At 59.5% G+C, this 21722-nt stretch carries 24 protein-coding genes; 8 read left to right on the top strand and 16 right to left on the bottom strand.

Annotation, left to right across the window (positions count from 1 at the left end; all coding sequences use genetic code 11):
- Positions 1 to 268: sigma 54-interacting transcriptional regulator (locus tag P0N66_RS02055; RefSeq protein ID WP_275802284.1), on the bottom strand; the 268-nt coding region annotated here is incomplete at its 3' end.
- A gap of 125 nt (positions 269 to 393) precedes the next feature.
- Between P0N66_RS02055 and P0N66_RS02050 the strand changes: the two genes are divergently transcribed.
- The 4 genes from P0N66_RS02050 to P0N66_RS02035 all read left to right on the top strand — a co-directional run bounded on the left by P0N66_RS02050 (position 394) and on the right by P0N66_RS02035 (position 4737).
- Complete coding sequence (locus tag P0N66_RS02050) at positions 394 to 1092, top strand: cell division ATP-binding protein FtsE (RefSeq protein WP_275802283.1); 699 nt, start codon at positions 394 to 396, stop codon at positions 1090 to 1092.
- Positions 1089 to 1997 carry a cell division protein FtsX gene (locus tag P0N66_RS02045; RefSeq protein ID WP_275802282.1) on the top strand — a complete coding sequence of 303 codons (909 nt, stop codon included), beginning with the start codon at positions 1089 to 1091 and terminating at the stop codon, positions 1995 to 1997. The genes P0N66_RS02050 and P0N66_RS02045 overlap by 4 nt, the downstream gene beginning before the upstream one ends.
- A gap of 5 nt (positions 1998 to 2002) precedes the next feature.
- Complete coding sequence (locus P0N66_RS02040; protein ID WP_275802281.1) at positions 2003 to 3214, top strand: murein hydrolase activator EnvC family protein; 1212 nt, start codon at positions 2003 to 2005, stop codon at positions 3212 to 3214.
- 176 nt (positions 3215 to 3390) lie between these two features.
- The gene (locus P0N66_RS02035) at positions 3391 to 4737 is read left to right on the top strand and encodes a S41 family peptidase (RefSeq protein WP_275802280.1); all 1347 of its coding nucleotides are present in this window, start codon (positions 3391 to 3393) and stop codon (positions 4735 to 4737) included.
- Here P0N66_RS02035 and P0N66_RS02030 read toward each other — a convergent pair.
- The 13 genes from P0N66_RS02030 to P0N66_RS01970 form a co-directional block, all read right to left on the bottom strand.
- Positions 4712 to 5296, bottom strand: coding sequence for a FumA C-terminus/TtdB family hydratase beta subunit (locus P0N66_RS02030; protein ID WP_431189984.1), 585 nt, complete (start codon positions 5294 to 5296; stop codon positions 4712 to 4714). The two genes, P0N66_RS02035 and P0N66_RS02030, sit on opposite strands and share 26 nt — an antisense overlap.
- A 126-nt stretch (positions 5297 to 5422) precedes the next feature.
- Complete coding sequence (locus P0N66_RS02025) at positions 5423 to 6259, bottom strand: fumarate hydratase (RefSeq protein WP_431189992.1); 837 nt, start codon at positions 6257 to 6259, stop codon at positions 5423 to 5425.
- Positions 6259 to 6852, bottom strand: coding sequence for a PilZ domain-containing protein (locus P0N66_RS02020; RefSeq protein WP_275802277.1), 594 nt, complete (start codon positions 6850 to 6852; stop codon positions 6259 to 6261). The genes P0N66_RS02025 and P0N66_RS02020 overlap by 1 nt, the downstream gene beginning before the upstream one ends.
- A 55-nt stretch (positions 6853 to 6907) precedes the next feature.
- Positions 6908 to 7663, bottom strand: coding sequence for an OmpA family protein (locus P0N66_RS02015; protein ID WP_275802276.1), 756 nt, complete (start codon positions 7661 to 7663; stop codon positions 6908 to 6910).
- Between the two features lie 6 nt (positions 7664 to 7669).
- Positions 7670 to 8434 carry a MotA/TolQ/ExbB proton channel family protein gene (locus P0N66_RS02010; RefSeq protein WP_275802275.1) on the bottom strand — a complete coding sequence of 255 codons (765 nt, stop codon included), beginning with the start codon at positions 8432 to 8434 and terminating at the stop codon, positions 7670 to 7672.
- A 79-nt stretch (positions 8435 to 8513) separates the two neighbouring features.
- Complete coding sequence (panB, locus tag P0N66_RS02005; protein ID WP_275802274.1) at positions 8514 to 9362, bottom strand: 3-methyl-2-oxobutanoate hydroxymethyltransferase; 849 nt, start codon at positions 9360 to 9362, stop codon at positions 8514 to 8516.
- 5 nt (positions 9363 to 9367) lie between these two features.
- Positions 9368 to 10462 (bottom strand): Holliday junction branch migration DNA helicase RuvB, encoded by a 1095-nt coding sequence (gene ruvB / locus P0N66_RS02000; RefSeq protein WP_431189991.1) that lies wholly within the window; start codon positions 10460 to 10462, stop codon positions 9368 to 9370.
- Complete coding sequence (ruvA, locus tag P0N66_RS01995) at positions 10462 to 11106, bottom strand: Holliday junction branch migration protein RuvA (RefSeq protein ID WP_275802272.1); 645 nt, start codon at positions 11104 to 11106, stop codon at positions 10462 to 10464. The genes ruvB and ruvA overlap by 1 nt, the downstream gene beginning before the upstream one ends.
- 176 nt (positions 11107 to 11282) lie before the next feature.
- Positions 11283 to 11789, bottom strand: a complete 507-nt coding sequence (ruvC, locus tag P0N66_RS01990) for a crossover junction endodeoxyribonuclease RuvC (RefSeq protein ID WP_431189990.1) — start codon at positions 11787 to 11789, stop codon at positions 11283 to 11285.
- Positions 11786 to 12535 carry a YebC/PmpR family DNA-binding transcriptional regulator gene (locus tag P0N66_RS01985; protein WP_275802271.1) on the bottom strand — a complete coding sequence of 250 codons (750 nt, stop codon included), beginning with the start codon at positions 12533 to 12535 and terminating at the stop codon, positions 11786 to 11788. The genes ruvC and P0N66_RS01985 overlap by 4 nt, the downstream gene beginning before the upstream one ends.
- Before the next feature lie 204 nt (positions 12536 to 12739).
- Positions 12740 to 13333 (bottom strand): RlmE family RNA methyltransferase, encoded by a 594-nt coding sequence (locus P0N66_RS01980; protein WP_275802270.1) that lies wholly within the window; start codon positions 13331 to 13333, stop codon positions 12740 to 12742.
- Positions 13334 to 13444: 111 nt separating this feature from the next.
- Complete coding sequence (rsmI, locus tag P0N66_RS01975) at positions 13445 to 14302, bottom strand: 16S rRNA (cytidine(1402)-2'-O)-methyltransferase (RefSeq protein WP_275802269.1); 858 nt, start codon at positions 14300 to 14302, stop codon at positions 13445 to 13447.
- The gene (locus P0N66_RS01970; RefSeq protein WP_275802268.1) at positions 14295 to 15140 is read right to left on the bottom strand and encodes a sensor histidine kinase; all 846 of its coding nucleotides are present in this window, start codon (positions 15138 to 15140) and stop codon (positions 14295 to 14297) included. The genes rsmI and P0N66_RS01970 overlap by 8 nt, the downstream gene beginning before the upstream one ends.
- A gap of 280 nt (positions 15141 to 15420) precedes the next feature.
- Here P0N66_RS01970 and P0N66_RS01965 point away from each other — a divergent pair, with 280 nt between their 5' ends.
- The 4 genes from P0N66_RS01965 to cmoB all read left to right on the top strand — a co-directional run bounded on the left by P0N66_RS01965 (position 15421) and on the right by cmoB (position 18952).
- The gene (locus tag P0N66_RS01965; RefSeq protein WP_275802267.1) at positions 15421 to 16620 is read left to right on the top strand and encodes a TraB/GumN family protein; all 1200 of its coding nucleotides are present in this window, start codon (positions 15421 to 15423) and stop codon (positions 16618 to 16620) included.
- Positions 16621 to 16725: 105 nt separating this feature from the next.
- Complete coding sequence (gene yhbY / locus P0N66_RS01960) at positions 16726 to 17163, top strand: ribosome assembly RNA-binding protein YhbY (RefSeq protein WP_275802266.1); 438 nt, start codon at positions 16726 to 16728, stop codon at positions 17161 to 17163.
- Between the two features lie 19 nt (positions 17164 to 17182).
- Positions 17183 to 17905: a carboxy-S-adenosyl-L-methionine synthase CmoA gene (cmoA, locus tag P0N66_RS01955; RefSeq protein ID WP_275802265.1), complete on the top strand. Its 723-nt coding sequence runs from the start codon at positions 17183 to 17185 to the stop codon at positions 17903 to 17905.
- A gap of 81 nt (positions 17906 to 17986) precedes the next feature.
- The gene (gene cmoB, locus P0N66_RS01950; protein ID WP_275802264.1) at positions 17987 to 18952 is read left to right on the top strand and encodes a tRNA 5-methoxyuridine(34)/uridine 5-oxyacetic acid(34) synthase CmoB; all 966 of its coding nucleotides are present in this window, start codon (positions 17987 to 17989) and stop codon (positions 18950 to 18952) included.
- Positions 18953 to 19093: 141 nt separating this feature from the next.
- Here cmoB and P0N66_RS01945 read toward each other — a convergent pair whose 3' ends face one another.
- Together P0N66_RS01945 and P0N66_RS01940 are read right to left on the bottom strand one after the other, a co-directional pair.
- A complete protein-coding gene (locus tag P0N66_RS01945; protein WP_275802263.1) occupies positions 19094 to 20821 on the bottom strand; it encodes a Na/Pi cotransporter family protein in 1728 nt (575 codons plus the stop codon).
- Between the two features lie 185 nt (positions 20822 to 21006).
- A complete protein-coding gene (locus P0N66_RS01940) occupies positions 21007 to 21630 on the bottom strand; it encodes a nitrite reductase (RefSeq protein ID WP_275802262.1) in 624 nt (207 codons plus the stop codon).
- Positions 21631 to 21722: the final 92 nt, after the last annotated feature.

Genomic DNA, 21722 nt, shown 5'->3' with positions numbered 1-21722 from the left:
TCTCCAACAATTCGGCGGGAATAGCCCCGCAGTTGACGGCGATAAAGGGGCCTTGGGCCCGACAACCTTCCTGGTGCAAGGCCTGCGCCACCAGCTCTTTGCCGGTGCCCGACTCACCCCGGATCAGGACGGTGGTGTCGGCGTCGGCAACCTTGCGGATCAACTCAAAAACCTGCCGGATCCGTTCACTGGTGCCGACAATGGCCGCGCAACCTACCGGTTCGACCCACTCCCGGCCTTGATCTCCGTCCGCTTGTTTTAACGCCATAAATTACCGCCCCTCCACTCCTTACTCCATGGGTTTTCCATGATCTTCCAAGGTTTTGTTTGTATGTCTATACAATATCGACGAAAAGGGTGTCAATTTTTTTTCATCTTAGGTATATTTGCGCCATGGTCAAGCAAACACAGACAACCCCGCCCATGGTTGAATGCTTTAAGGTCGGCAAGGTCTACCCCCCAGACGTGGTGGCCCTCCGGGATGTCTCCCTGAGCGTCAGACAGGGGGAACTAGTCTTTATTACCGGCAGCAGCGGGGCGGGCAAGAGTACCCTGATCAGATTGATCGGCCGCCAAGAAAAGCCCGACACCGGCATGGTGCTGGTCAATGGCCGGGAAGGGGCTCGGCTCAACCAGGCCCAGCAGCAGCGGCTGCGCCGGGACATCGGCGTGGTCTACCAGGACTTCCGGTTGCTGCCGCGCCTCAGCGTGAGCCGTAATATTGCCATGGCCATGGAGGTGGATTACCGGCCCTGGCGGGAAACCAGCCGCCGGATCAGCGAACTGCTGGAAAAAATGGAGTTGACCGGCAAGGAACGACGGCCGGTGGAGACCCTTTCCCGGGGCGAACAGCAGCGGGTGGCCATCGCCCGAGCGGCCGCCAATGCACCCTCCCTGCTACTGGCTGATGAACCCACCGGCAACCTCGACGAACAGACCGGCCTGCTGATCCTCAACCTTTTCCGGGAACTGGCCGCCGCCGGCACCACGGTGATCACCGCCACCCACGACAGCAAGCTGTACCGTGACCATGGCCACCGGGTACTGCATCTGCAACAGGGTATACTGCAAACGGACGGGGAACAGCGATGAAAGGCAAACCCCGCTTAACTACTTTTCTCGTTGCCATTCTGCAGCAAACCGGCCGCAACCTGGCCAGGTCATGGCCCACCCAGTCCATGAGCCTGCTGACCGTGGCGCTGTCGGTGCTTATTTTTGCCTTTTTTTTATTGATCCACCTCAACATGCTGGCCGCCGGTGCCAAATTGGGCGACGAATTGCGGCTTACCATTTATCTTGATGAAGATATCAACCCCGCCATGCAGCCCCGGATCCGAGAACAGATCCACCAGTTCGGTGATATAGCCGAAGTCCGGTTTATCTCCCGCGAGCAGGCTATGGCCCGTTTTGCCCGCCGTCTGGGAGACGAACAGGATATTCTGCGCGATCTGGCGCCGGACTTCCTGCCTCCATCCATTGAAGTTGTCCCCCGCCCCGGCCTACTGGGCCTGAACCAACTGAGTCAGCTGGCCGACTTCCTTTCCACTCTGCCCCATGTCAGCCGAGTACAGTACGGCCAGGAGTGGCTGCAACATTTTAACAGCTTCAACCGCCTGCTGCGGATAGTGGTGCTGGTCAGCGCCGCCCTGCTGACCCTTAACATGATTTTCACCGTTTCCCGCACCATCCAGCTCACCTTGGCCGCCCGCCGGGAGGAACTGGAAATCCTTCGCCTGTTGGGCGCCGACCGGGCCTTCGTCGGCACTCCATTTCTGGCTGAGGGGCTGCTGCAAGGCGGGTTGGGTTCCATGTTGGGCCTGGGCTCTCTGTATCTGATCTTTCAATGGACCACCAATCAACTCGCCGGAGCCGGCATCCTCGGTCTTTTCACCCCGGTCTTTCTGCCGACCTGGCTGCTGGGGCTGATCATCGGCGCCAGTGCGCTGCTCTGTCTGTTCAGCAGCCTGGCAGCCATTAATAAATCCCTGCAGGTTTAATTATTATGTTCCTGCTTCGTTTTGTCATTCTGCTGCTGCTTTTGGGCTGGCCGGGGACCGCCATGGCCACGTCCGAAGAGACGGCTGCCGAGGAACAGCGGAAGCTTGAGCTGTTGCGCCACAACCTGGCGGAGCAGGAAACCAGCCTGTCCGATGCCCAGACCAAGGCCGAGAAACTGCTGACTGAACTGGCCAAACTGGACAGGCTGATCGAAAGGCAACAGGCAGAATTGGTCGCCCTCAATCAACAACTGGCCGAACATCGGCTGACCAGGGCGCAAAAGCAGGAACAACTGGAACAGCTCCAGGCCGACCGCGACCAGGCCCGGATCAAGGTGCAGCACCGTCTTACGGCGGCTTACCAAACCGGCGAAGTAGCGATCCTCAACATCCTTTTCAGCGCCGAAAGCCTGCCTGACCTGCTGGAACTACAGGATTATTTTCATTTTTTGCGGGAGCACGATCAGGCTCTCATCACCGGCTACCGCGACCAGATCACCGCCCTGCAGGAGGCCCGGGGGCATCTGGCCAGGCTGGAAGAGGAGTTAATGGCCGACAAGGCCACGATCAATCGCCGGGAGGAGCAACTGCAGGTCACCCGCCAGGAACGACAAGAACTCCTGCACCGGGTGCAAAACCAGAAGCGGCTCCACCAGCAGGCCCAGGAAGAAATCCGCCAGGCCGTCGATCTGTTGGCCATCGCCCTCACCGCCACTCTGGCCGAACAGTCAAAACGGGTGCCGGGGAGCGACGATTCCGCCACCGCCTCCACAAGCCTTCCCACCCACCCCGGGGCGAAGGACTTTGTCAGCCTGCAAGGTATCCTTATCTGGCCAGCGGACGGGGTCGTGATAACCAAATTCGGGCAAAGCATCAGAGGACCGCTGGGTGGTGCCGGTGAAAGCCGCGGCATTACTCTCAAGACCGCCAAAGGGGCGCCGGTAAAAGCCCTGGCGGCCGGCAACGTCGCCCACGTCGGGGAAATGCCCGGCTACGGCAAAATGGTCATCGTCGACCACGGACAACGGTATTTCAGCCTGCTGGCCGGCCTGGCCGAAATCAATACCCGACCGGGAGCAATGGTTCGAGCGGGGCAGATCCTGGGCGCCACCGCCGCGGCAAGCGGGGCGACAACCGAAGAAGGGCGGCTTTATCTTGAAATCCGCCAGGGAGTGCAGACCCTGGATCCCCTGGCGTGGCTGCAGGACAACCGCTGAACAACTTTAAATCCCGACACGGCACCGCCCGACTACCACAAATGACCAAACCGAACCACCAGCAATGGACAATAAATCTTGTCTATCTGGCCGGAAAATGATACCATCGCAGAGATGAAGCAAGTCGTTTGGGACGGCTTGCCGGATTATTTATTTTACCTTGCTGAGATTTGACGATGAAAATTACCCGTAAAATGTTGACCCGCCTGACGCTGCCCGCCCTGGGCGCCGCTTTTTTCGTTTTTCTGGCCTTTTCCCACCTGCCGGACGGCCAGGCGGCGAAATCCCAGGACACGTACCAGCACCTGGAAACTTTCACCAATGTACTGCATATCATTCAACAGAGTTACGTGGAGGAAGTGGATCCCGAGGAGGCCATTGAAGGCGCCATCCGGGGCATGCTAAACTCCCTGGACCCCCATTCATCATTTTTGCGGGCAGACGACTTCAAGGAACTTCAAATGGAAACCAAAGGTTCCTTTTCCGGCATCGGCATTGAAATCAGTATGCGCGACGGCATGCTGACCGTGGTCTCGCCCATCGAAGGCACACCCGCCCACAAAAAAGGCTTGCGGGCCGCCGACCGGATTGTCGGCATCGACGGTGAGTCCACCAAAGGTATTTCCCTGATGGAAGCTGTGAAGAAGTTGCGCGGCCCAGAAGGCACCGAGGTCACCGTCACCATTCACCGAGAAGGATGGTCGGAATTCCGGGATATTACCATTGTCCGCGGTGTTATCCCCATCCACAGCGTCCGGACCGAACTGCTGGAACCGGGCTATGCCCATATCCGGGTAAGCAACTTCCAGGCTAAAACCACCAATGATTTTAGGGATGCGCTGAACGAGTTTCAGCAACAGGAAGAACTCAAAGGGCTGATTCTGGACCTGCGCAACAATCCCGGCGGGCTGCTGGACCAGGCTGTGCAACTCACCGACGTCTTCCTGGATGAAGGGGTGATTGTATCCACCAAAGGCCGGATCCGGGAACAGAACATGGTTTTTGAAGCCCGGAAAACCAGCGGCAGCGAGAGCTACCGTTTTCCCATGGTGGTGCTGGTCAACGAGGGTAGCGCCAGCGCCTCGGAAATCGTGGCCGGGGCCCTGCAGGATCATAAGCGGGCCGTTATTCTCGGTACCTCCACCTTCGGCAAGGGCTCGGTGCAGACCATTATCCCGCTTAACGGCGGAGCCGGGCTGCGCCTGACCACCGCCCGTTACTACACACCCAGCGGAATTTCCATCCAGGCCAAGGGTATTGTCCCCGACATCGAGGTGCACAACGAACCGCCAAGCAACGCCATCGAAGATAACGACCGCCAGCCACCCCATGCAATTTTCCGGGAACGGGACCTGCTTCATCACCTGGACAGCGAACAACGGGAACCGGTCGAACCGATGACCGAAGAGGAAGAGGACAACGGGGAATTGCGTGAGAAGCTGGCCCGTGACCGGCAACTGCAAACGGCCCTGACGCTGCTGAAAGGGCTGCAGGTGTTCAACCAGCAGCGGAGCAGGCCGTAAGCCGGTAAAAATCGTTACCGGCCAGGTCATTGATTACCACCGCCGGGAAACCCTCCACCTCGAAACGGAACATGGCTTCGGCCCCGGCATCGGCAAAGGCCACCAGTTCGCTTTTGCAGATACAATTTGCGAGCAGAGCGCCGGCCCCGCCGATGGTGGCCAGATAAACGGCCCGGTGGGCCAACATGGCCTGCCGCACCTCTGCCGAGCGGGGCCCTTTCCCCATGCTTGCCGTCAGCCCCAGTTCCAGCAACCGAGGGGTGTAGGGATCCATCCGGTAGCTGGTTGTCGGCCCCGCCGCCCCGATGACTCGTCCCGGCGGTGGTGGAGTCGGCCCCACGTAATAAAGTAACTGTCCCCGCAAATCGACCGGTAGCTCCTTGCCCTCGTCCAGCAGGGCGCAAAGGCGGCGATGGGTCTGATCCCGGCCGGTGTAAATCACCCCATTCAAGCTCACCAGTTCCCCGGCCTTAAGCCCGGCCACCACCTCGGGGTTGAACGGCACCTCCACCTGGCGCAACTGCTGCAAAAACCGGGAACCTGGCGACATCTTAGGCATCACAACACCCCACAGCATAAACAAAATTAGCACAGTTTGGCCAGGTAAGCGCTCACCACCCCAGAGAGGCAACCCCACTCACCCGGGCCACAAAAGGATAAACTACGGCCATAATAAGCAGTTTACTCAGAGAGAAATTTCTTTGTGGCGGTGGGCATGACACTGAATATTCACCGCCACCGGCAAACTGGCGATATGGGAGGGAAACAGCTCAAGGTGTACCGCCAGGGCCGTATTGTTGCCCCCCAGGCCGTGCACCCCCGCTCCTTTCTCATTAATCCCGGCCAATATTTCGGCCTCCAGCTCGGCGGCATCCGGTCGGGCATGGGGTTGCCCCAAGGGCCGGCAAAGGGATTTTTTGGCCAGGTAAGCGCTCTTCTCAAAACTTCCCCCGACTCCCACGCCGACAACCACCGGCGGACAGGGGTTGGAACCAGCAGCCACTACCTGCTCCACCACATAACTGATAATACCCGACTTGCCGGCCGACGGCGGCAGCATGGTCAGCGCACTCATATTTTCACTGCCGCATCCTTTGGGCAGCAGCCGCAGGGTCAGGCCGTCGCCGGCCACCGGCTCAAGGTGGATTACCGCCGGGGTGTTGTCGTTGGTATTAATCCGGGTTAGCGGATCGCATACCGAGCTGCGCAGATAACCGTCCCGATAGCCGCGACGCACCCCTTCTTCAATGGCGACCGACAGATCGCCATCCACTCTGGCCTCGCGCCCCAACTCGACAAAAACCACCGCGATTCCCGTATCCTGGCAAACCGGCAGCCGCTCCCGACTGGCAATGTCGGCGTTTTCCAGCAACAGCTCAAGCACATTGCGGGACAACTCCGACGACTCCCGGTCCCGGGCCTGCAGCAAGGCTTCCAAAATATCCGGCTCCAGATCACAGGCCGCCGAAATGGCCAGACGCCGCACCGCCGCCGTAACTTCCTCGCCACTAAAAACTCGCATCATTCATCTTCTCCCTGCCGGCGGCTGCGCAGGGCCATGCTCTGCTGCTTAAAGCTGTGCTGCACCAGTTTGTCGCGATCTTCTTCCATCAGCAGGGCAAACTCGGAGCCTACCCGGTAAATGGTTTTTCCCTGGTGCTCACCTTCGCTATCGCATTTAACCACCCGGACAAAGAAGTAGAGGAAGGTGTAAGCCGGCAACAGGGCCAGATGAACCTCGACGATTTCACCGGGCTGGAAGGCCTCAAAGGCATAAAAGGCCAGCCCCTTGGCGCTGAGATTGACCTTTTGCATCTTGAGGGCGTCAAAAACGCCGCGCTCTCCCTTGACTCTTTTGAGCAGCAGGTTAACCTTGTTGTCCAGATGTTTGAGGAAATCGGCCATATCCGGATCTTTGAGCCGCATGCGATCCAGCGCGGCCTGGGCCCCGACATACATCTGGATATCGGCCAGCCCTTCCTGGGTATAGATCGAGATCCCCTGCCGATAATCCTCGGTAATATCTTCAAATTTCTCCGGTGAGACCTTTTTATAGGCCAGCAGGACCCGATCCGTGGCCCGTACCGCCCCTCTTCGGTTCCGTCCGTTGCTCATAACCGCTCCTGTTCGTAATGGTCAAAGCAATCCAACCTGTCCAGCGCGCGGCAACTCACTGCTGGTCCAAATCGATAAAATCATCAAACCCCTCAAAGACCCGCAAATCCTCGCCGGGCTTGATCCTGAACTCCACCCGCCGATTGGTCGCCCTGCCCTCCGCCGTATCGTTGGGCACCACCGGCCGGCTGTCAGCGTAGGCCTCAGCGGCCAGGCGATCCCGGGGGACGCCATGCCGTTCCACCAGGTATTCCACCACCGCCACCGAACGGGCGGCCGACAGGGCCCAGTTGGAGGAAAACGGCGCCCCGGGCCGCATAGGCACGTTGTCGGTATGCCCTTCCACCACCATAGTGGCCTGACTTGCCACCAAGGTCTCACCCAACTGATCGAGCAACTCCCTGAATTCTTCCCTCAGTTGCGCTTGGCCAAAGGCAAAGGCCACCGAATCCCGGATCCGCACCGTCACTTCCCCGGCTTCATCATCCTCAACCGTAACCAGACCGGCATCTTCCAGCTCCTTGAACAGCTGCTGGATCGGTTCCCGCACCTCAAAAGGCACGGTTTCAAATACCGTGGCAATAATTCTTTCCGCCCGGGGAATATCATGGGCCGGAGTGATCGCCTGCACCCCGAAAGCCCGCTTGATGGAACCGGTAACCTTGAGAAAACTCGGCTCATCCAGAGTCGAAAAAGAGAGAATCAGCACCAGAAAGCACAACAACAAAATGGCGATATCGGCAAAGGTCGCCATCCACAGCGGAGCCCCCGGGGTCGGCGGTTTCTGTCTTCTGGCTTTTTTCTTAGCCATTGCTGCTTACCGGCCGGCCATGGCGTTTTTGCGATCCTTGGGCGGCAGAAAGGTTTCCAGGAATTCCTCCATTACCCGGGGGTTGAGACCCTTGAGGATGCCCAGCACCCCCTCAATGATCAACTGCCGGTTCTGCTCCTCTTCCTGGCTGCGCAGGGCCAGTTTGTCGGCAATGGGAATAAAGAGGAAGTTGGCCAGCACCGCGCCGTAAAGGGTGGTCAACAGGGCCACCGCCATGCCGGGGCCGATGGACGCCGGGTCATCCATCACCGACAGCATCTGCACCAGCCCCACCAGGGTGCCGATCATCCCGAAGGCCGGGGCCGAAGTTCCCATGCCGTTGAATACCTGCTGCCCCACCTGATGGCGGGTGATAGTAAGATCCACCTCTTTTTGCAGCACCTCTTCGATGAAGTCCGCCTCATGCCCATCCACGCAGTACATGATCGCTTTTTTCAAAAAGGGATCGGTGATGGGCTGCTGCTCCAGCACGATCAGGCCGTTTTTACGGGCTACATGGGCCAGGTTGACGATCTCGGCAATCACCTCCTGGGGGTTATTGCCCCGCATGGTGAAAGCATTCATGGCGATCTTGGCGGAATTGATGACATCGGCCATACTGAACCGGATCATGGCCGTGGCCAGGGTGCCGCCGAAAACGATGAGCACCGAGGGCGGGTTAAAAAAAATCCCCGGCGCATCACCCAGCAAAATGGCTCCCATCAACAGTACGGAGCCCAGGACCACCCCTATTAAGGTTGCTAAATCCATTCCTTAAACCTTTTTACAACATGTTTGGCCACGAGAAAATGTGTTCCCCCTCTCCCGGTTACCGAAGAGGAGGCCGAGCTTACGCCTTCTTATCGGCCGGTGCCTCTTTTTCTTCAACCAGAGACCCGAAAGAATGCTCGGCGGCGGGAAATTCTCCGCTATTCACCTCCCGCCGGAAGGCCGCCAGAGCCTGATCGGCCTGATCGGCCAGCAGGGCGTACTGCTTGGCAAACTTGGGGGTAAACCCCCGGAAAAGCCCCAGCAGGTCGTGGCTAACCAGCACCTGACCATCGCAGTACGGTCCAGCCCCGATGCCGATGGTGGGAATTTTCATTTCAGCACTGATCCGTTTGGCCAGCAGAGCCGGGACGCATTCCAGCACCAGCGCCGAGGCTCCGGCCGCCTCCAGGGCCCGGGCATCATGCTCCAGCTTGGCCGCCGACTCGGCGTCCTTGCCCTGGACCTTATAACCGCCCAGTTGACCGGCTGTTTGGGGGGTTAAGCCGATGTGCCCCAGTACCGGAATGCCGGCCCGCACCACGGCCGCCACCAGCGGCGCCACCTCGGCCCCGCCTTCCAGCTTCACCGCCGCGCAGCCGGCTTCCTTGAGGAAACGGCCAGCGTTGATAATGGCATCCCACTCCCCGACCTGATAGGACAGAAAAGGCATATCACCAACCAGCAGAGCCTCCTTTACCCCACGGCGCACCGCCCTGGCATGGTGGATCATCTCGTCCATGGTCACCGGCACGGTGGAGTCATACCCCAGGGCCACCATCCCCAACGAATCCCCCACCAGCACCAGGTCGACCCCGGCCCGGTCGACCAGGGCCCCGAAGGCGGCGTCATGGGCGGTGAGCATGGTAATTTTTTCGCCGGCGGCCTTTTTAGCCGCCAGGTCACAAACGGTTTTAACCGCTGGGCTCATGGCATTTATTCCTTATTTTTTTTGGCCGCCGCCGCTTTCCGGACCGTCAGCGACGGGGCATCGGCAAAAAGTTCCGGAGTTTCGGTGGGCGCCGAACCGCCGGGACGGAAGCTGCGGCCGAAATGTTCATAGGCGGCCCGGGTGGCCATCCGCCCACGGGGGGTCCGGACCAAAAAACCGGCCTGGATCAGAAAAGGCTCGTAAACATCTTCCAGGGTATTTTTTTCCTCGCAGACCATGGTGGCCAGGGTGTCCAGGCCAATGGGGCCGCCCTGAAAACGGTCGATCAGGGCCAACAGGATGCGGCGATCCATTTCGTCAAAACCCAGCAGGTCGACCCCCAACATGCTGAGAGCGGCGTCGGCGATCTGGGCGGTGATCCGACCCCGGCCCTTGACCTCGGCAAAATCCCGCAGGCGGCGCAACAGGCGGTTGGCGATCCGGGGCGTGCCCCGGGAACGGCGACCGATCTCCAAAGCCCCGGCTTCGTCAATGGGTACCCCCAGCAAATTCGCCGATCGCTTGACAATGGCCACCAGTTCCTCGGGGGCATAAAAGTCCAGCCGCAGGGAAAGACCGAAACGATCCCGCAAGGGCGGAGTCAGCAGGCCGGTGCGGGTGGTGGCCCCCACCAGGGTGAAGCGGGGCAAAGACATCTTCACGCTGCGAGCCCCCGGCCCCTGGCCAATCACCAGGTCCAGCTCAAAGTCCTCCATGGCCGGGTAGAGAATCTCTTCCACCACGTGGTTGAGGCGATGAATTTCGTCGATGAACAGCACATCTCCTTCCTGGAGACTGGTGAGGATGGCGGCAAGATCACCGGGCCGCTCGATGACCGGCCCCGAGGTAACCCGGATGCCGGCGGCCATCTCGTTGGCAATCACATAAGCCAGGGTGGTCTTACCCAGCCCGGGAAAACCGTGAAACAGGGTATGATCCAGGGCCTCACTCCGCCCTTTGGCGGCGGCAATGGCAATCGCCAGGTTCTCCTTGACTTGCTCCTGGCCGATATACTGGCTCAGCAGCTTTGGTCGCAGGGCAACCTCGCAGAGATCATCGGTAACCGCATCGGGGCTGACGAGCCGCTCTTCCTGGTTCATCATGCAAGAGACCTCAAAGCCTGCCGCAGCAGCTCTTCCACCGGCAGTTCAAGGGAGGAATCGGAGGCCGCCCGCAAACCTTCCAAAGCGGCCCGGGCCTGGGAAGCCGGGTATCCCAGGTTAACCAGAGCGGAAAAGGCGTCTTGAAAGGACTGTTCGCTGAAATCGAGCCCGGCGGGGGACTCCAACGAGGCGGCCGGTCCGCCGCCGGCCACTCCGGCCACCCCGTCGGCGGCGGGAAAAAACTCCATCCGGTCACCCAGTTCCAGGCACAGGCGTTCGGCGGTTTTTTTGCCCACGCCAGGCAGTTTTTTCAGAAAAACAATATCGTCGCCAATGATGGCGCGGCTCAGGGCGGCGGGTTCGGCGGCGGCCAGAATATTCATGGCCAGCCGCGGCCCTACGCCGGAAACCCCCAGCAGGAGTTGAAACATTCTTTTCTCGCGGCCGTCGGGAAAGCCGTAGAGATTGAAGGAATCCTCCCGAACCACGGTCTGGATATACAGAAAAAGCTCCTCGCCGATGGCCGGCAAGCGCTCATGCCGGGCGGCAGGCAGAAACACCTCATAACCCACGCCACCGACCTCGATGACCAGACTGTCGTGGTCTTTGTGGACCAGTTTTCCCTGCAAGGAAGCAATCACTTTCCGTCGGTCCTGTTCATCTCACTTTTTACCTGTTCTTCAGGCCCGGCAACCCGCTGCCTTAAATGGCGTTAACGTGCAGCATTGCCGCAGGTCGCGGCAGTGTTGAACATCTACTGATGATGAAGTCACAAAAAGTCCGTCCATGGGCGCGATGATGACTTCTTACGAAGTCATCACTGATGCAAGAGCTGCCAACAGTCGGCGCTGCGGTGGTTGGCGCCGCATACCGCCACCGCCAGGGCATCGGCGGCATCTTCCGACGGGCTGGCTGACAAATTCAACAGGGCCCGGACCATCCGCTGCACCTGCTCCTTGGAGGCCCGTCCGTAACCGGCCACCGCCTGCTTGACCATCATCGGTGTGAACTCCGCCAGCGGCAGTCCGTGCTGCATGGCGGCCAGCAGAATCACCCCCCGGGCGTGGCCAAGCTTCAAAGCCGCCTTGGGGTTGCCGGCCACAAACACATCCTCCACCGCCATTTTCCCGGGCCGATGGGTCATGATCACCTCACCCAAGCCCTGGTGGACCCGGTAGATCCGCTCCGCCAGGGAGCCGTAACGCTCCACCCGCAGGACCCCGCAACTGATGAAACGCAGTCGCGGTCCGTCCTGTTCGATGACCCCGTAACCGGTGATCCGGGAGCCGGGGTCCACCCCCAAAATTCGCTCGACCCCACTCAGGAGAGAGCCTCCATCACCGCATCGGGAATGTCGAAGTTGGCATGCACATGCTGGACGTCATCGTTATCTTCCAGGTTGTCCAGCAGCTTCATGAGCTGCCGGGCCGTTTGTTCATCCCCCACCTCCACGGTGTTTTTAGGGACCATGGCAATGGCGGCCTCCACAAAAGCAATTCCCTTGCTCTGCAGTGCCTCGCTGACCGCAGCAAAGTCGTCCGGGTCGGTAAGCACCTGGTAAGTGCCTTCTTCCGTGACCACATCTTCAGCCCCGGCCTCAATGGCGGCCTCCATCAACTCGTCTTCGGAGATCACCTCCCGATCCACCAGGATTTGACCCTTGCGGTCAAACATCCAGGAAACACAGTTGCTCTCACCCAGGTTGCCACCGGCTTTACTGAACATGAAGCGGACATCGGCCACGGTACGCACCCGGTTGTCGGTCATGCATTCCACCATCACCGCCACTCCGCCGGGGCCGTATCCTTCATAGGTGATCTCCTCGTAGGAAACCCCTTCCAGCTCGCCGGAACCCTTCTTGATGGCCCGTTCGATGTTCTCCTTGGGCATGTTTTCCGCTTTGGCGGCCGCCACCGCGGTGCGCAACCGGGGGTTGCCGTCAATGTCGCCACCGCCCAGCCGGGCGGCCACAATAATTTCCTTGATCAGCCTGGTAAAGACCTTGCCCCGCTTGGCGTCCGCCGCCCCTTTGCGGTGCTTGATGTTGGCCCATTTGGAATGTCCTGCCATACTCTCCTCTTCAAGTTACGATGATGTCGCAAAAAGTCCGTCCATGGACTTTTTGCTCCCCGGAAAGCGAAAACGCGGTTTCCGTTTTCCTTACAAATCAATGGTTTACACAGCAAGCTATTGATTTGCGCGCCCATCCATGGGCGCGTTGATGACTTCTTGCGAAGTCATCAGTTATCGCAATCTGCAAATAAAGGGCAAAAATCAGCCCTGATGGTTCATGGCCAGCAAAAAAACTTCCCGGCTTTCGGCCCGGGAGCTTTTGGGTTTGAACACCTTGACCCTGCTGAATGATCGACGGGCGGTGGCCACCAGTTCCTGGAAATCCTCGCCCTCGAAGACCTTGCAGTAAAGATGACCGCCGGGCTGCAACCAGTCTGCCGCCAGTTCCAGCACCGTCTCCGCCAGGCGCAAGGACTGCTGCTGATCGGCCCAGCGATTACCGGTGGTCCGGGGGGCCATGTCGCTGATGAGCACCTGGTAGCGGGGGCAGATGCTTTTGACCTTCTCCTGCACCGACTCTTTGGTGATATCGCCCAGCACAAAATGAAAGGGCGCCCCGCCCCGGGTTTTGATGGGGCCGGCGGTGATATCCACCCCCACCACCAACCCCCGGACCCCGACCACCCGGGCGGCGTACATGGACCAGCTGCCAGGCTGACAGCCCAGATCCAGCACCTTGTCGCCGGGCCGCAGCAGGGAAAACTTCCGCTGGGCCTCCTCCAGCTTGTAAACCGAACGGGCGGGATAACCCTCTTTACGGGCCTTGAGAAAATAAAAATCCTGAACCTGCTTCATTAATAAAACGCCCCGGCCCCAGACAACCCTTCATCTTTAAGGAAAATGTTGCAATTTAGTCGGAAAATGGCCGCTTGACAAGCATAAAGCCGCTCTGCTGAACAGGCCCCACTACCAGAAATCCAGTAGACGGCGATAGACCTTGCTGCGGGGCAGATCCAAGTCAACAGCCAGGCGGCGGGCCGCGTCTTTCAAGGAAAAACCCGCCTGGTCGCGATACCAGGCGGCCAGTTGCGCAAAATCATCACCGGAGGGGCGGTCCATCGCCGGGGCCGACACTGGTTCCGCCCCGGCCAGCAACACGACAAACTCACCCTTGATCACCGGCCGTTCCTGCAGGCGGCCAAGCAGTTGCGCCAGCGAACCAGTCAGCACTTCTTCATGGATCTTGGTCAGTTCCCGGCCCAGCACCACCGGGCGGTCCCCCAGAACGGCCAGGGCATCAGCCAGGCTTTTCAACAGGCGATGGGGCGATTCATAAAAAACAAGGGGATGGGGTTCGGCGACCAGGCTTTGCAGCAGCTTGCGCCGCTCTCCGGCCCGGCCCGGCAAAAAGCCGAGAAACAGATGGCTGGCCCCGGTCTGTCCGGCCACACTCAAAAAAGCCGCCAGGGCCGAAGCGCCGGGCAGCGGCACCACCGGCAGCCCCGCCTCCCGGGCTCGATTAACCAGGCGGGCGCCGGGATCGGCAATTCCCGGCGTGCCGGCATCGGAGACCAGGGCCACCGACTGCCCGGCCAGCATTCGGGTGAGAATCTCTTCGGCCCGCCGGGCCTCATTTTCTCGATAATAGCTGAGGCACGGGGTTTTGAGGGCAAAATGATTGAGCAATTTTCTGGTCCGCCGGGTGTCCTCGGCGGCAATTAGATCCACCTCACCCAACACCCGCAATGCCCGCAGCGTGAGATCCTCGAGATTGCCGATGGGGGTGGCCACAACGTATAACATGCCGGCCGGCGCTTCACTCATCTTTCACCTGCCGCGCAGTGTCCCCGGTAACGGGCAACCGCAGTTGAAAGGTGCCACCGGGACCATCCACACACGCCAACTCACCACCGCACTTCCGGACCAGCTTGCGGGCCAGATACAGCCCCAGGCCCTGATGTTTACTGCGGGTGGTAAAAAAGGGGGCGAAAATCTGTTCACGCTGCTCCGCCGGCACCCCTGGGCCATTGTCCCGGACCACCAGTTCGACCTCATCCCCCACCGCCTGGCTAAACATCACCAGCGTCGCGTCACTCTGTTCACGCACCGCCTCCAGCGCGTTATCCAGCAGGATGTGCACAACCTCATGCATCACCACCGCGTCTCCGGTCACGGCGGGCAACTCCGGGGCCAGTTCCAGTTTGCGCGCCAGTTTATGTTTGTAAAAAGGATCGGCACTTAGAAATTCGTCTTCACACGCCACCACTTCATTGAGGCTCCAGCTCTGCTGCTGTTCATCGGCTTTCAAGGCGGGCAACATCAAGGTCCGGCGCAGAATTTCCGAGCCCTGGCCCAACCTTTCCTTAAACTGGCCCAGCCCTTTTTGCTGTTCCTCCACTACCACCGCCAGTTCCCGCAAGGCCTCGGCGGCCTGTTCCGGAGCACCGGCCTCCTGGGCCCGAGCCAGCAATTCGGCCGCTTTTCCCAGAGCCAGACGCGACATATCGCCATGGAACGAAGCTACCTGTAACACCCCGTTAAGATTATGGATGATCCCCCGGAACAAACGCCCCACCGCCGCATCATACGAGCGGGCCAAATAGGCTTGCTCCCAGCGCTGGAGGAGTTTGGCGCATTCTGAACTATGGGTTGACGCATCCATCGGCGGAGTCTCCTTTTTAAAGATGTGGGGCTGGGCGACGACAACACCGGCAACAGCTCTTTAACCATAGCGGGAAAGCTCCTGCTTGACAAGGAACCTTCAGGTTTCTCGCCCCGTCCGACATCGCGGCACGCCACAGGCGACGGGCGACGGCCTGGTTGCCACCGACTGGCAATTGCACCCGACCAAGCTTTCCTCCGACGAAAATAGATTGCTCAAAAGGCCGATTTTCGGTAAAAGGACATGTCTCCACTTCTTCTACCCAAAGCAGGAAAACCACGTGCCACACCCCCCTACCAACCCCCCCGACAGCCCCCAGCACCAGGACGTGCACCTGGTCACCCTGGCCGGCCGGCAAATTTTCCTCATCGGCACCGCCCATGTTTCCCGGGAGTCAGCCGACCTGGTGCGCCAGGTAATCACCGAGTTACGGCCCGATGCGGTCTGCCTGGAGTTGGACGAAAAACGTTACCAATCCCTGGCTCATCGAAAAAAATGGGAGCTGCTGGACCTCAAGGAGATTATGCGGCGCCGCCAACTGGCCACCCTGCTGATCAACCTCCTGCTGGCCTCCTACCAGAAAAAGCTGGGCGACAAACTGGGGGTGCAGCCCGGCACCGAGTTGATCACCGCCGCCCGCCAGGCCGAAGAGCTGAATATCCCGGTGACCCTCTGTGACCGGGACGTGCGGGTTACCATGCGCCGGGCCTGGCGCGCCACCCCCTGGTATCGCAAGATGATGCTGCTGGCCACCCTGCTGGCCGGGATGTTCGACCGGAGTGAAATCAGCGAGGCCGACCTGCGGGAGTTGCGCAACACCGACCTGCTTTCCGAGCTGATGGCCCAGTTGGGCCGGGACCTGCCGGAACTTAAGGAAGTGCTCATCGATGAGCGCGACACCTTCCTGGCTGAAAAGATCAAGGAAACCCCTGGCGACAAACTGGTGGCGGTGGTGGGCGCCGGCCATGTGGCCGGGCTGAAAAAAGCCCTGAGCCAGGACCGGCGGCACCAGATGGCGACCATCAGCCAGATTCCGCCGGCCGCCAAAGCCTGGAAAGGGCTGGCCTGGGCCGTACCGGCGGTCATTTTGGGTGCCCTGGCCTATATCGCCATCAGCAAGGGCATGGCGGTGGCTGGGCAGAACCTGCTTTACTGGATCCTGGCCAACGGCATTCCCGCCGCCCTGGGGGCGGCCCTGGCCCTGGCCCATCCGCTGACCATCGCCGGCGCCTTTGCCGCCGCCCCGGTGACCAGCCTGACCCCGGTGATCGGGGCCGGTTACGTCACCGCCTTTCTCCAGGCCAATTTCCGCCCCCCCACGGTGGTGGAGTTTGAACGTGTATTGGACGACATGAACAGCCTGGGCGGCTGGTGGCGCAATCGCTTGCTGCGAATCTTTCTGGCCTTTATACTGCCGGCCATCGGCAGTATGATCGGAACCTGGATCGGCGGCTACGAGATCATCTCCAACGTCTTTTAGTAAACGTATATGGCCTGTTAAATCAACAGGTTCTCGAACTTGACGAACGGTTCCCCTTTTTCAATTGATATTTTTTTGCACCCTTATCCCTAGGAGATAAATCAGATGCAAGACAGCGACAAGCTTTACATGCGCGGCCCGGCGGCCCGCGAACTGCGCGCCCAGGGTCATCATCTCCAACCCAAGGTGATGGTCGGCCGGGAAGGTTCGGCGCCGGCAGTGGTTGCGGCCCTGGAGGCGGTGCTTGCCGCCCATGAACTGGTAAAAGTTAAAATACAGGAGGGTTGCCCGGAGGATAAAACCACCGTCGCCCAACAACTGGCCGCCGGCAGCAACAGCCGGATCGTGCAGATCATCGGTCGGACCATCCTGCTGTACCGCCCGCCACCGACCGCCGACCACCAACCGAAAAAACCCCGCTGCGCCGCCGGTAAAGCCGGCGCCTGCCGAAACCGGCCCCGAGCCGGACAGCGCGGCCGTAAACCGGCGACCGGCGCCGGTGCAAAAACCGGCAAAATCCGCTCCCTGGCTAAGCGCCGCTGAACAACTTTCCCGGCACCCCATGCGTAAAGATCAACTTTTCAACCACGGCAAGATCGCCAGCGATTTTCGGTTCACCGCCGAGGTGGCCGAGGTCTTCGACGACATGCTGCTCCGCTCGGTCCCCAATTACGAGCAGGTCATCGAAATGAGCGTCCGACTGCTGGAGCGCTTTCTGGCTCCCGGCGACCGGCTGTATGACCTTGGTTGCTCCACCGGCAACACCTTGCTGCATCTGGCCCGCCGGCTGCAAACCCCCGATTTGCGCCTGATCGGGGTGGACAACTCGGCGGCAATGCTCGACAAGGCCCGGCGCAAGGCGGCGGGTTATGCCCCCGGCGGGGCCATCAAGTTTATCGAGGCGGACATCGAAACCTTTAACTGCCAAAACGCCGGGGCGATCATCCTCAACTACACCATGCAGTTTATCCGTCCCCTGCGGCGGCCGGCCTTTACCGCCGCCCTGTACCGGGCCCTGCGCCCAAGTGGCATCCTGATCCTGAGCGAAAAGATCATCTCCCACGATCCTGAACTGAACCGTCATTTCATTGATTTTTATCTCGAATTCAAGCGGGCTAGGGGCTACTCGGAAATCGAGATCAGCAAGAAGCGGGAAGCCCTGGAAAACGTGCTGATCCCCTTTTCTCTGGCGGAAAACCGCCAAATGCTGGAACAGGCCGGCTTCAAGCGGGTGGAAAGTTTTTTTCAGTGGTTTAATTTCGCTTCCCTGGTGGCGGTCAAGTAACTGAACACCGCGGCGCGGTGTTGTCTTAAACCACTGAATAACCACCTGTTTTTATTTTGTTACGGGAAAAAGAGGCAAGATTTGGCAGATTATCTGGAATTGATGCCCGGGGCCAACAAGAGCGCCGTCCGGCAATGGCGAGCCGAAAACGAGGCCCGGCTGGCCCGGCCCAAAAAAGGTTTTTTGCGCTTTCAGGAGCCATGGCGGCGAACCTGTACCCTGCCGGCGGCGGAGTACTGCGATTTCACCGGCGACACCGTACTGATTGGCCGGCACGGAGAGCTGACCGGTGACCAAGCCAGGGCCCTGCATGAATCCATGCGGGCCTTCATGCCCTGGCGCAAAGGCCCATTTTCCTTGTACGGTCTTGAAATCGACGCCGAATGGCGGAGTTGGCGCAAATGGGACCGCCTCGCCCCGGGCCTGCCGGAGTTGAAAAACAAGGTGGTGGCGGATATCGGCTGCAACAACGGTTACTACATGTTCCGCATGCTGCCCCGCCAACCCGCCGCCGTGGTCGGCTTTGAGCCCATGCTGCAGCACTATTACTGTTGCAAAAGCCTGCAGCACCTGGCAGGGCAAGCCGCCGACCGGCTCTCGATCGAAGCCATGGGGGTGGAGCAGATCGGGTTTTATCCCGGCTCATTTGATGTGATCTTCCTGATGGGCATCATCTATCACCGGCGGGAACCGTTGACCATGCTGGCCCAACTGAAAGAAGCCCTGCGGCCTGGCGGCACATTGATCGTGGAGTCCCAGGCGATTCCCGGCCGCGAAAGCCTGGCCCTGTTCCCGGAGCACACCTACGCCAAGGCCCCGGGCGTGTACTTCGTACCCACCGCCGCCTGCCTGCACAACTGGCTGAACCGCAGCGGCTTCAAGGAGGTGCAACTGATCAGCCAGGTGCCCACCAGCCCCGAGGAGCAGCGCCGCACCGCCTGGATGACCTTCGAATCCTACGCCGACTTCCTGGACCCGGAAAATCCGCAACAAACCATCGAAGGCTACCCTTCCCCCGACCGCGTAATTTTCTCCGCCAAAATTTAAAAACAAAAAACGTAACTATCCAGCTCATTCTGGCACGTAACTGTTCAGCAGTGCCCCAGGTTGCGGTAAGCCAAGTCGGCGTAGCGTACATCAGGTACTCAAGCCGAACTGATCGCCGCAAGGTGCGGTGCCCGCGGCCGTTTACAGGCTGCTGACGGTTTGCATCTTGCCACCGGCCAGGGACTCGTTAACGTTGATAATATGATCGCCGACTTTTTCCAGGCGATTCAGCAGATCAAGATACATCACTCCGATCCGGGGCGAATAGACTCCCTGCTCAAGGCGGCCGTAATGACGGTTACGCAGGCAGTCCCGCAGGTTGTTGATTCCCTGCTCCAACTCGACGGCCTTCTGCATATCCACTCGGGCGGTGACATCCCGCAGGTTCTGGGTCATGAAAACCAGGGCCTCATGCACCGCCCGCAGCATTTCATGGAGTTCATCCATCACGTCCTCGGGCACATCCAGGCCGTCTTCCAGGATCCTTTCATAGGTTCTGGACATCTCGTAATAGATATCACCCATCCGCTCCAGATCGTGCAGCATGTTCTGCATGTGCCTGATCTGGTTAATTGAGGCCAGGGAAAGCGAAGCGTTTTCCTGGATATGCACCAGGTACTCGGCAATTTCCAACTCCAGTTGATCGGTGATTTGCTCCCGTTTTTCAATCTTTTCCAGAAACCCCTTTTGCTTCTCACGGTCCTTGAACAAAAGACCGGTAAAAGACAGATGCATCTTGATGATCAGGGCGGCAAATTGCTGAATTTCCCGCTGGGCCTGCTCCAAAGAGAGCTCCGCCGAAGACATCAGCCCGGTGTGAATATAGCGCAACTGAAAACCTTCCCGCTCGCCGGCTTTCTCGGGCTGAATATACACCACCAGCCGCACCAGCAGGGGCACCAGGCCAAACAACAGCAACACGTTGAGAATGTTGAAGGAGGTGTGAAACAGCGCCAACGCCAGGGTGGCGTTGGTACGGGCCGCCGGATCGTCGGTAAGTACCGAGATTCCCGGGGCGGAAAAGTTCTGCATTACCCAGTCAATGCCCAGCAGGAAAGGGGTCATCACCAGCAGCATCCAGCAGACCCCGATGACGTTGAAGAAGAAATGAAACCGCGCCGCCCGTTTAGCCTGCACATTACCCACCAGGGCGGCGATGTTGGCGGTAACGGTGGTGCCGACATTTTCCCCCAGAATCATGGCGGCGGCGATGGGGAAGGATATCCATCCCTGGGCCAGCATGACCAGGGTGATGGCGGTGGCGGCCGAAGAAGACTGGGTCAGCAGGGTGAGAATGGTGCCTACCGCGACAAAAAGCAGGGTGGAGGCAAAACCGAAATCGGTGAAGCTCTGGAGAAAAGCAAACATCTCCGGGTTTTCATCGATACCGGGCACCGCCCCTTTGATGAAATCCAGCCCGATAAACAGGATACCGAAGCCGATCATCGCCTCGGCCATGTTGCGCAGCTTTTCGTTTTTAACAAACAGAAAGGGGAAGAACAGCCCGATCATGCTGATGGCAATGGGAGTGATCTGAAATTTGAAGCCAAAAACCGAAACCATCCAGGCGGTAACCGTGGTCCCGATATTGGCCCCCATGATCACCCCAGTTGATTCCACGAAGGTTATCAGCCCGGCATTGACAAAACCCACCACCATCACCGTGGTGGTGGTGGAAGACTGGGTAATGGCAGTGGTGCCGAAACCGGTGGCAATCCCCATGACGCGGTTGCGGGTCATGCCTTTGAGAATGGCCCGCAACCGGTTGCCAGCCACCTTCTGCAGGCCGTCACTGAAGACTTTCATCCCAAAGATGAAAACCCCCAGGGAACCGATCAACTGGAGAAAATCGAAGAATGTATACGACATGGACCCTCGCGGGGAACTGCGCCCGCCAGCGGCCACGGCGGGATTTTTTTGAGCGGAGTTGCCAACCGGCAATTTAACCAAACACTAACAGTTCGCCCGCTTTTACTATAAGAGGAACACGCAGGTCAACCGAAAACATACTCTCACGATTCACCGCCTCTGGCGGCACCACGGGATACAAAAAACTACACCTCGGGGAAGGGAAAATCAGGTTCGCCAAGCAGGCGGGCCAGCCGCTGTTTTTTGGGGGTCTTGACGTCGTGATAGGACAGCAGGGTCTCGACGGTTCTGATCACCTGGGCGGCATCGGCCTCGCGGACGATGCGACGGCCGACCACCGGGTTGGGGCCGCCCTTACCGCCAGCGTAAATATCGTACCCTTTTTTGGTGCCCATGATACCGATGTCGGTGGTCTTGACCCCGGAACAGCAGAAGGGGCAGCCGGAAATGGCGATCTTGATTTTAGGCTTAAAGGGCCCCCGATCCTGAAAATAAGCCAGTAACTGGCGGGAAAGTTCCTCGGGCTCCTGCACCCCGGCGCTACAATCCCGCTTGCCGATGCATACCCGGGGGACGGGGAATTTACCCGGTCCCTTGAAGTCCACCCCCAGCGGCGCCAGTTCGGCCCTGGCCTGGGCCAGTTGCTCTTCATCCAGGCCCATCAAACGCAGGTTCTGCAGGGTGGACAGATAAACCTCCAGCCCGTAGCGCTCGGCCAGTTCGTATGCTTTGGCCATCACCGGCAAGGGCAGGCGCCCGGCCGGCAGGAGAATGGTTAGTCGGTTCTGTTTACTGGCGTCACTGTTCATCGGCAACCTCATCCGTGGAAAATTATTGGCATGGCAAAAAGTTGTCGGTGGCGCAAACAGCGGCGCCGACGGGGCACGTTTCGTTACTGCTC

This window comes from Desulfurivibrio dismutans, assembly GCF_029210385.1.
GTDB lineage: Bacteria > Desulfobacterota > Desulfobulbia > Desulfobulbales > Desulfurivibrionaceae > Desulfurivibrio > Desulfurivibrio dismutans.
Note: the sequence above shows the minus strand (reverse complement) of the source record. Positions and strands in the feature narration are given on the sequence as shown.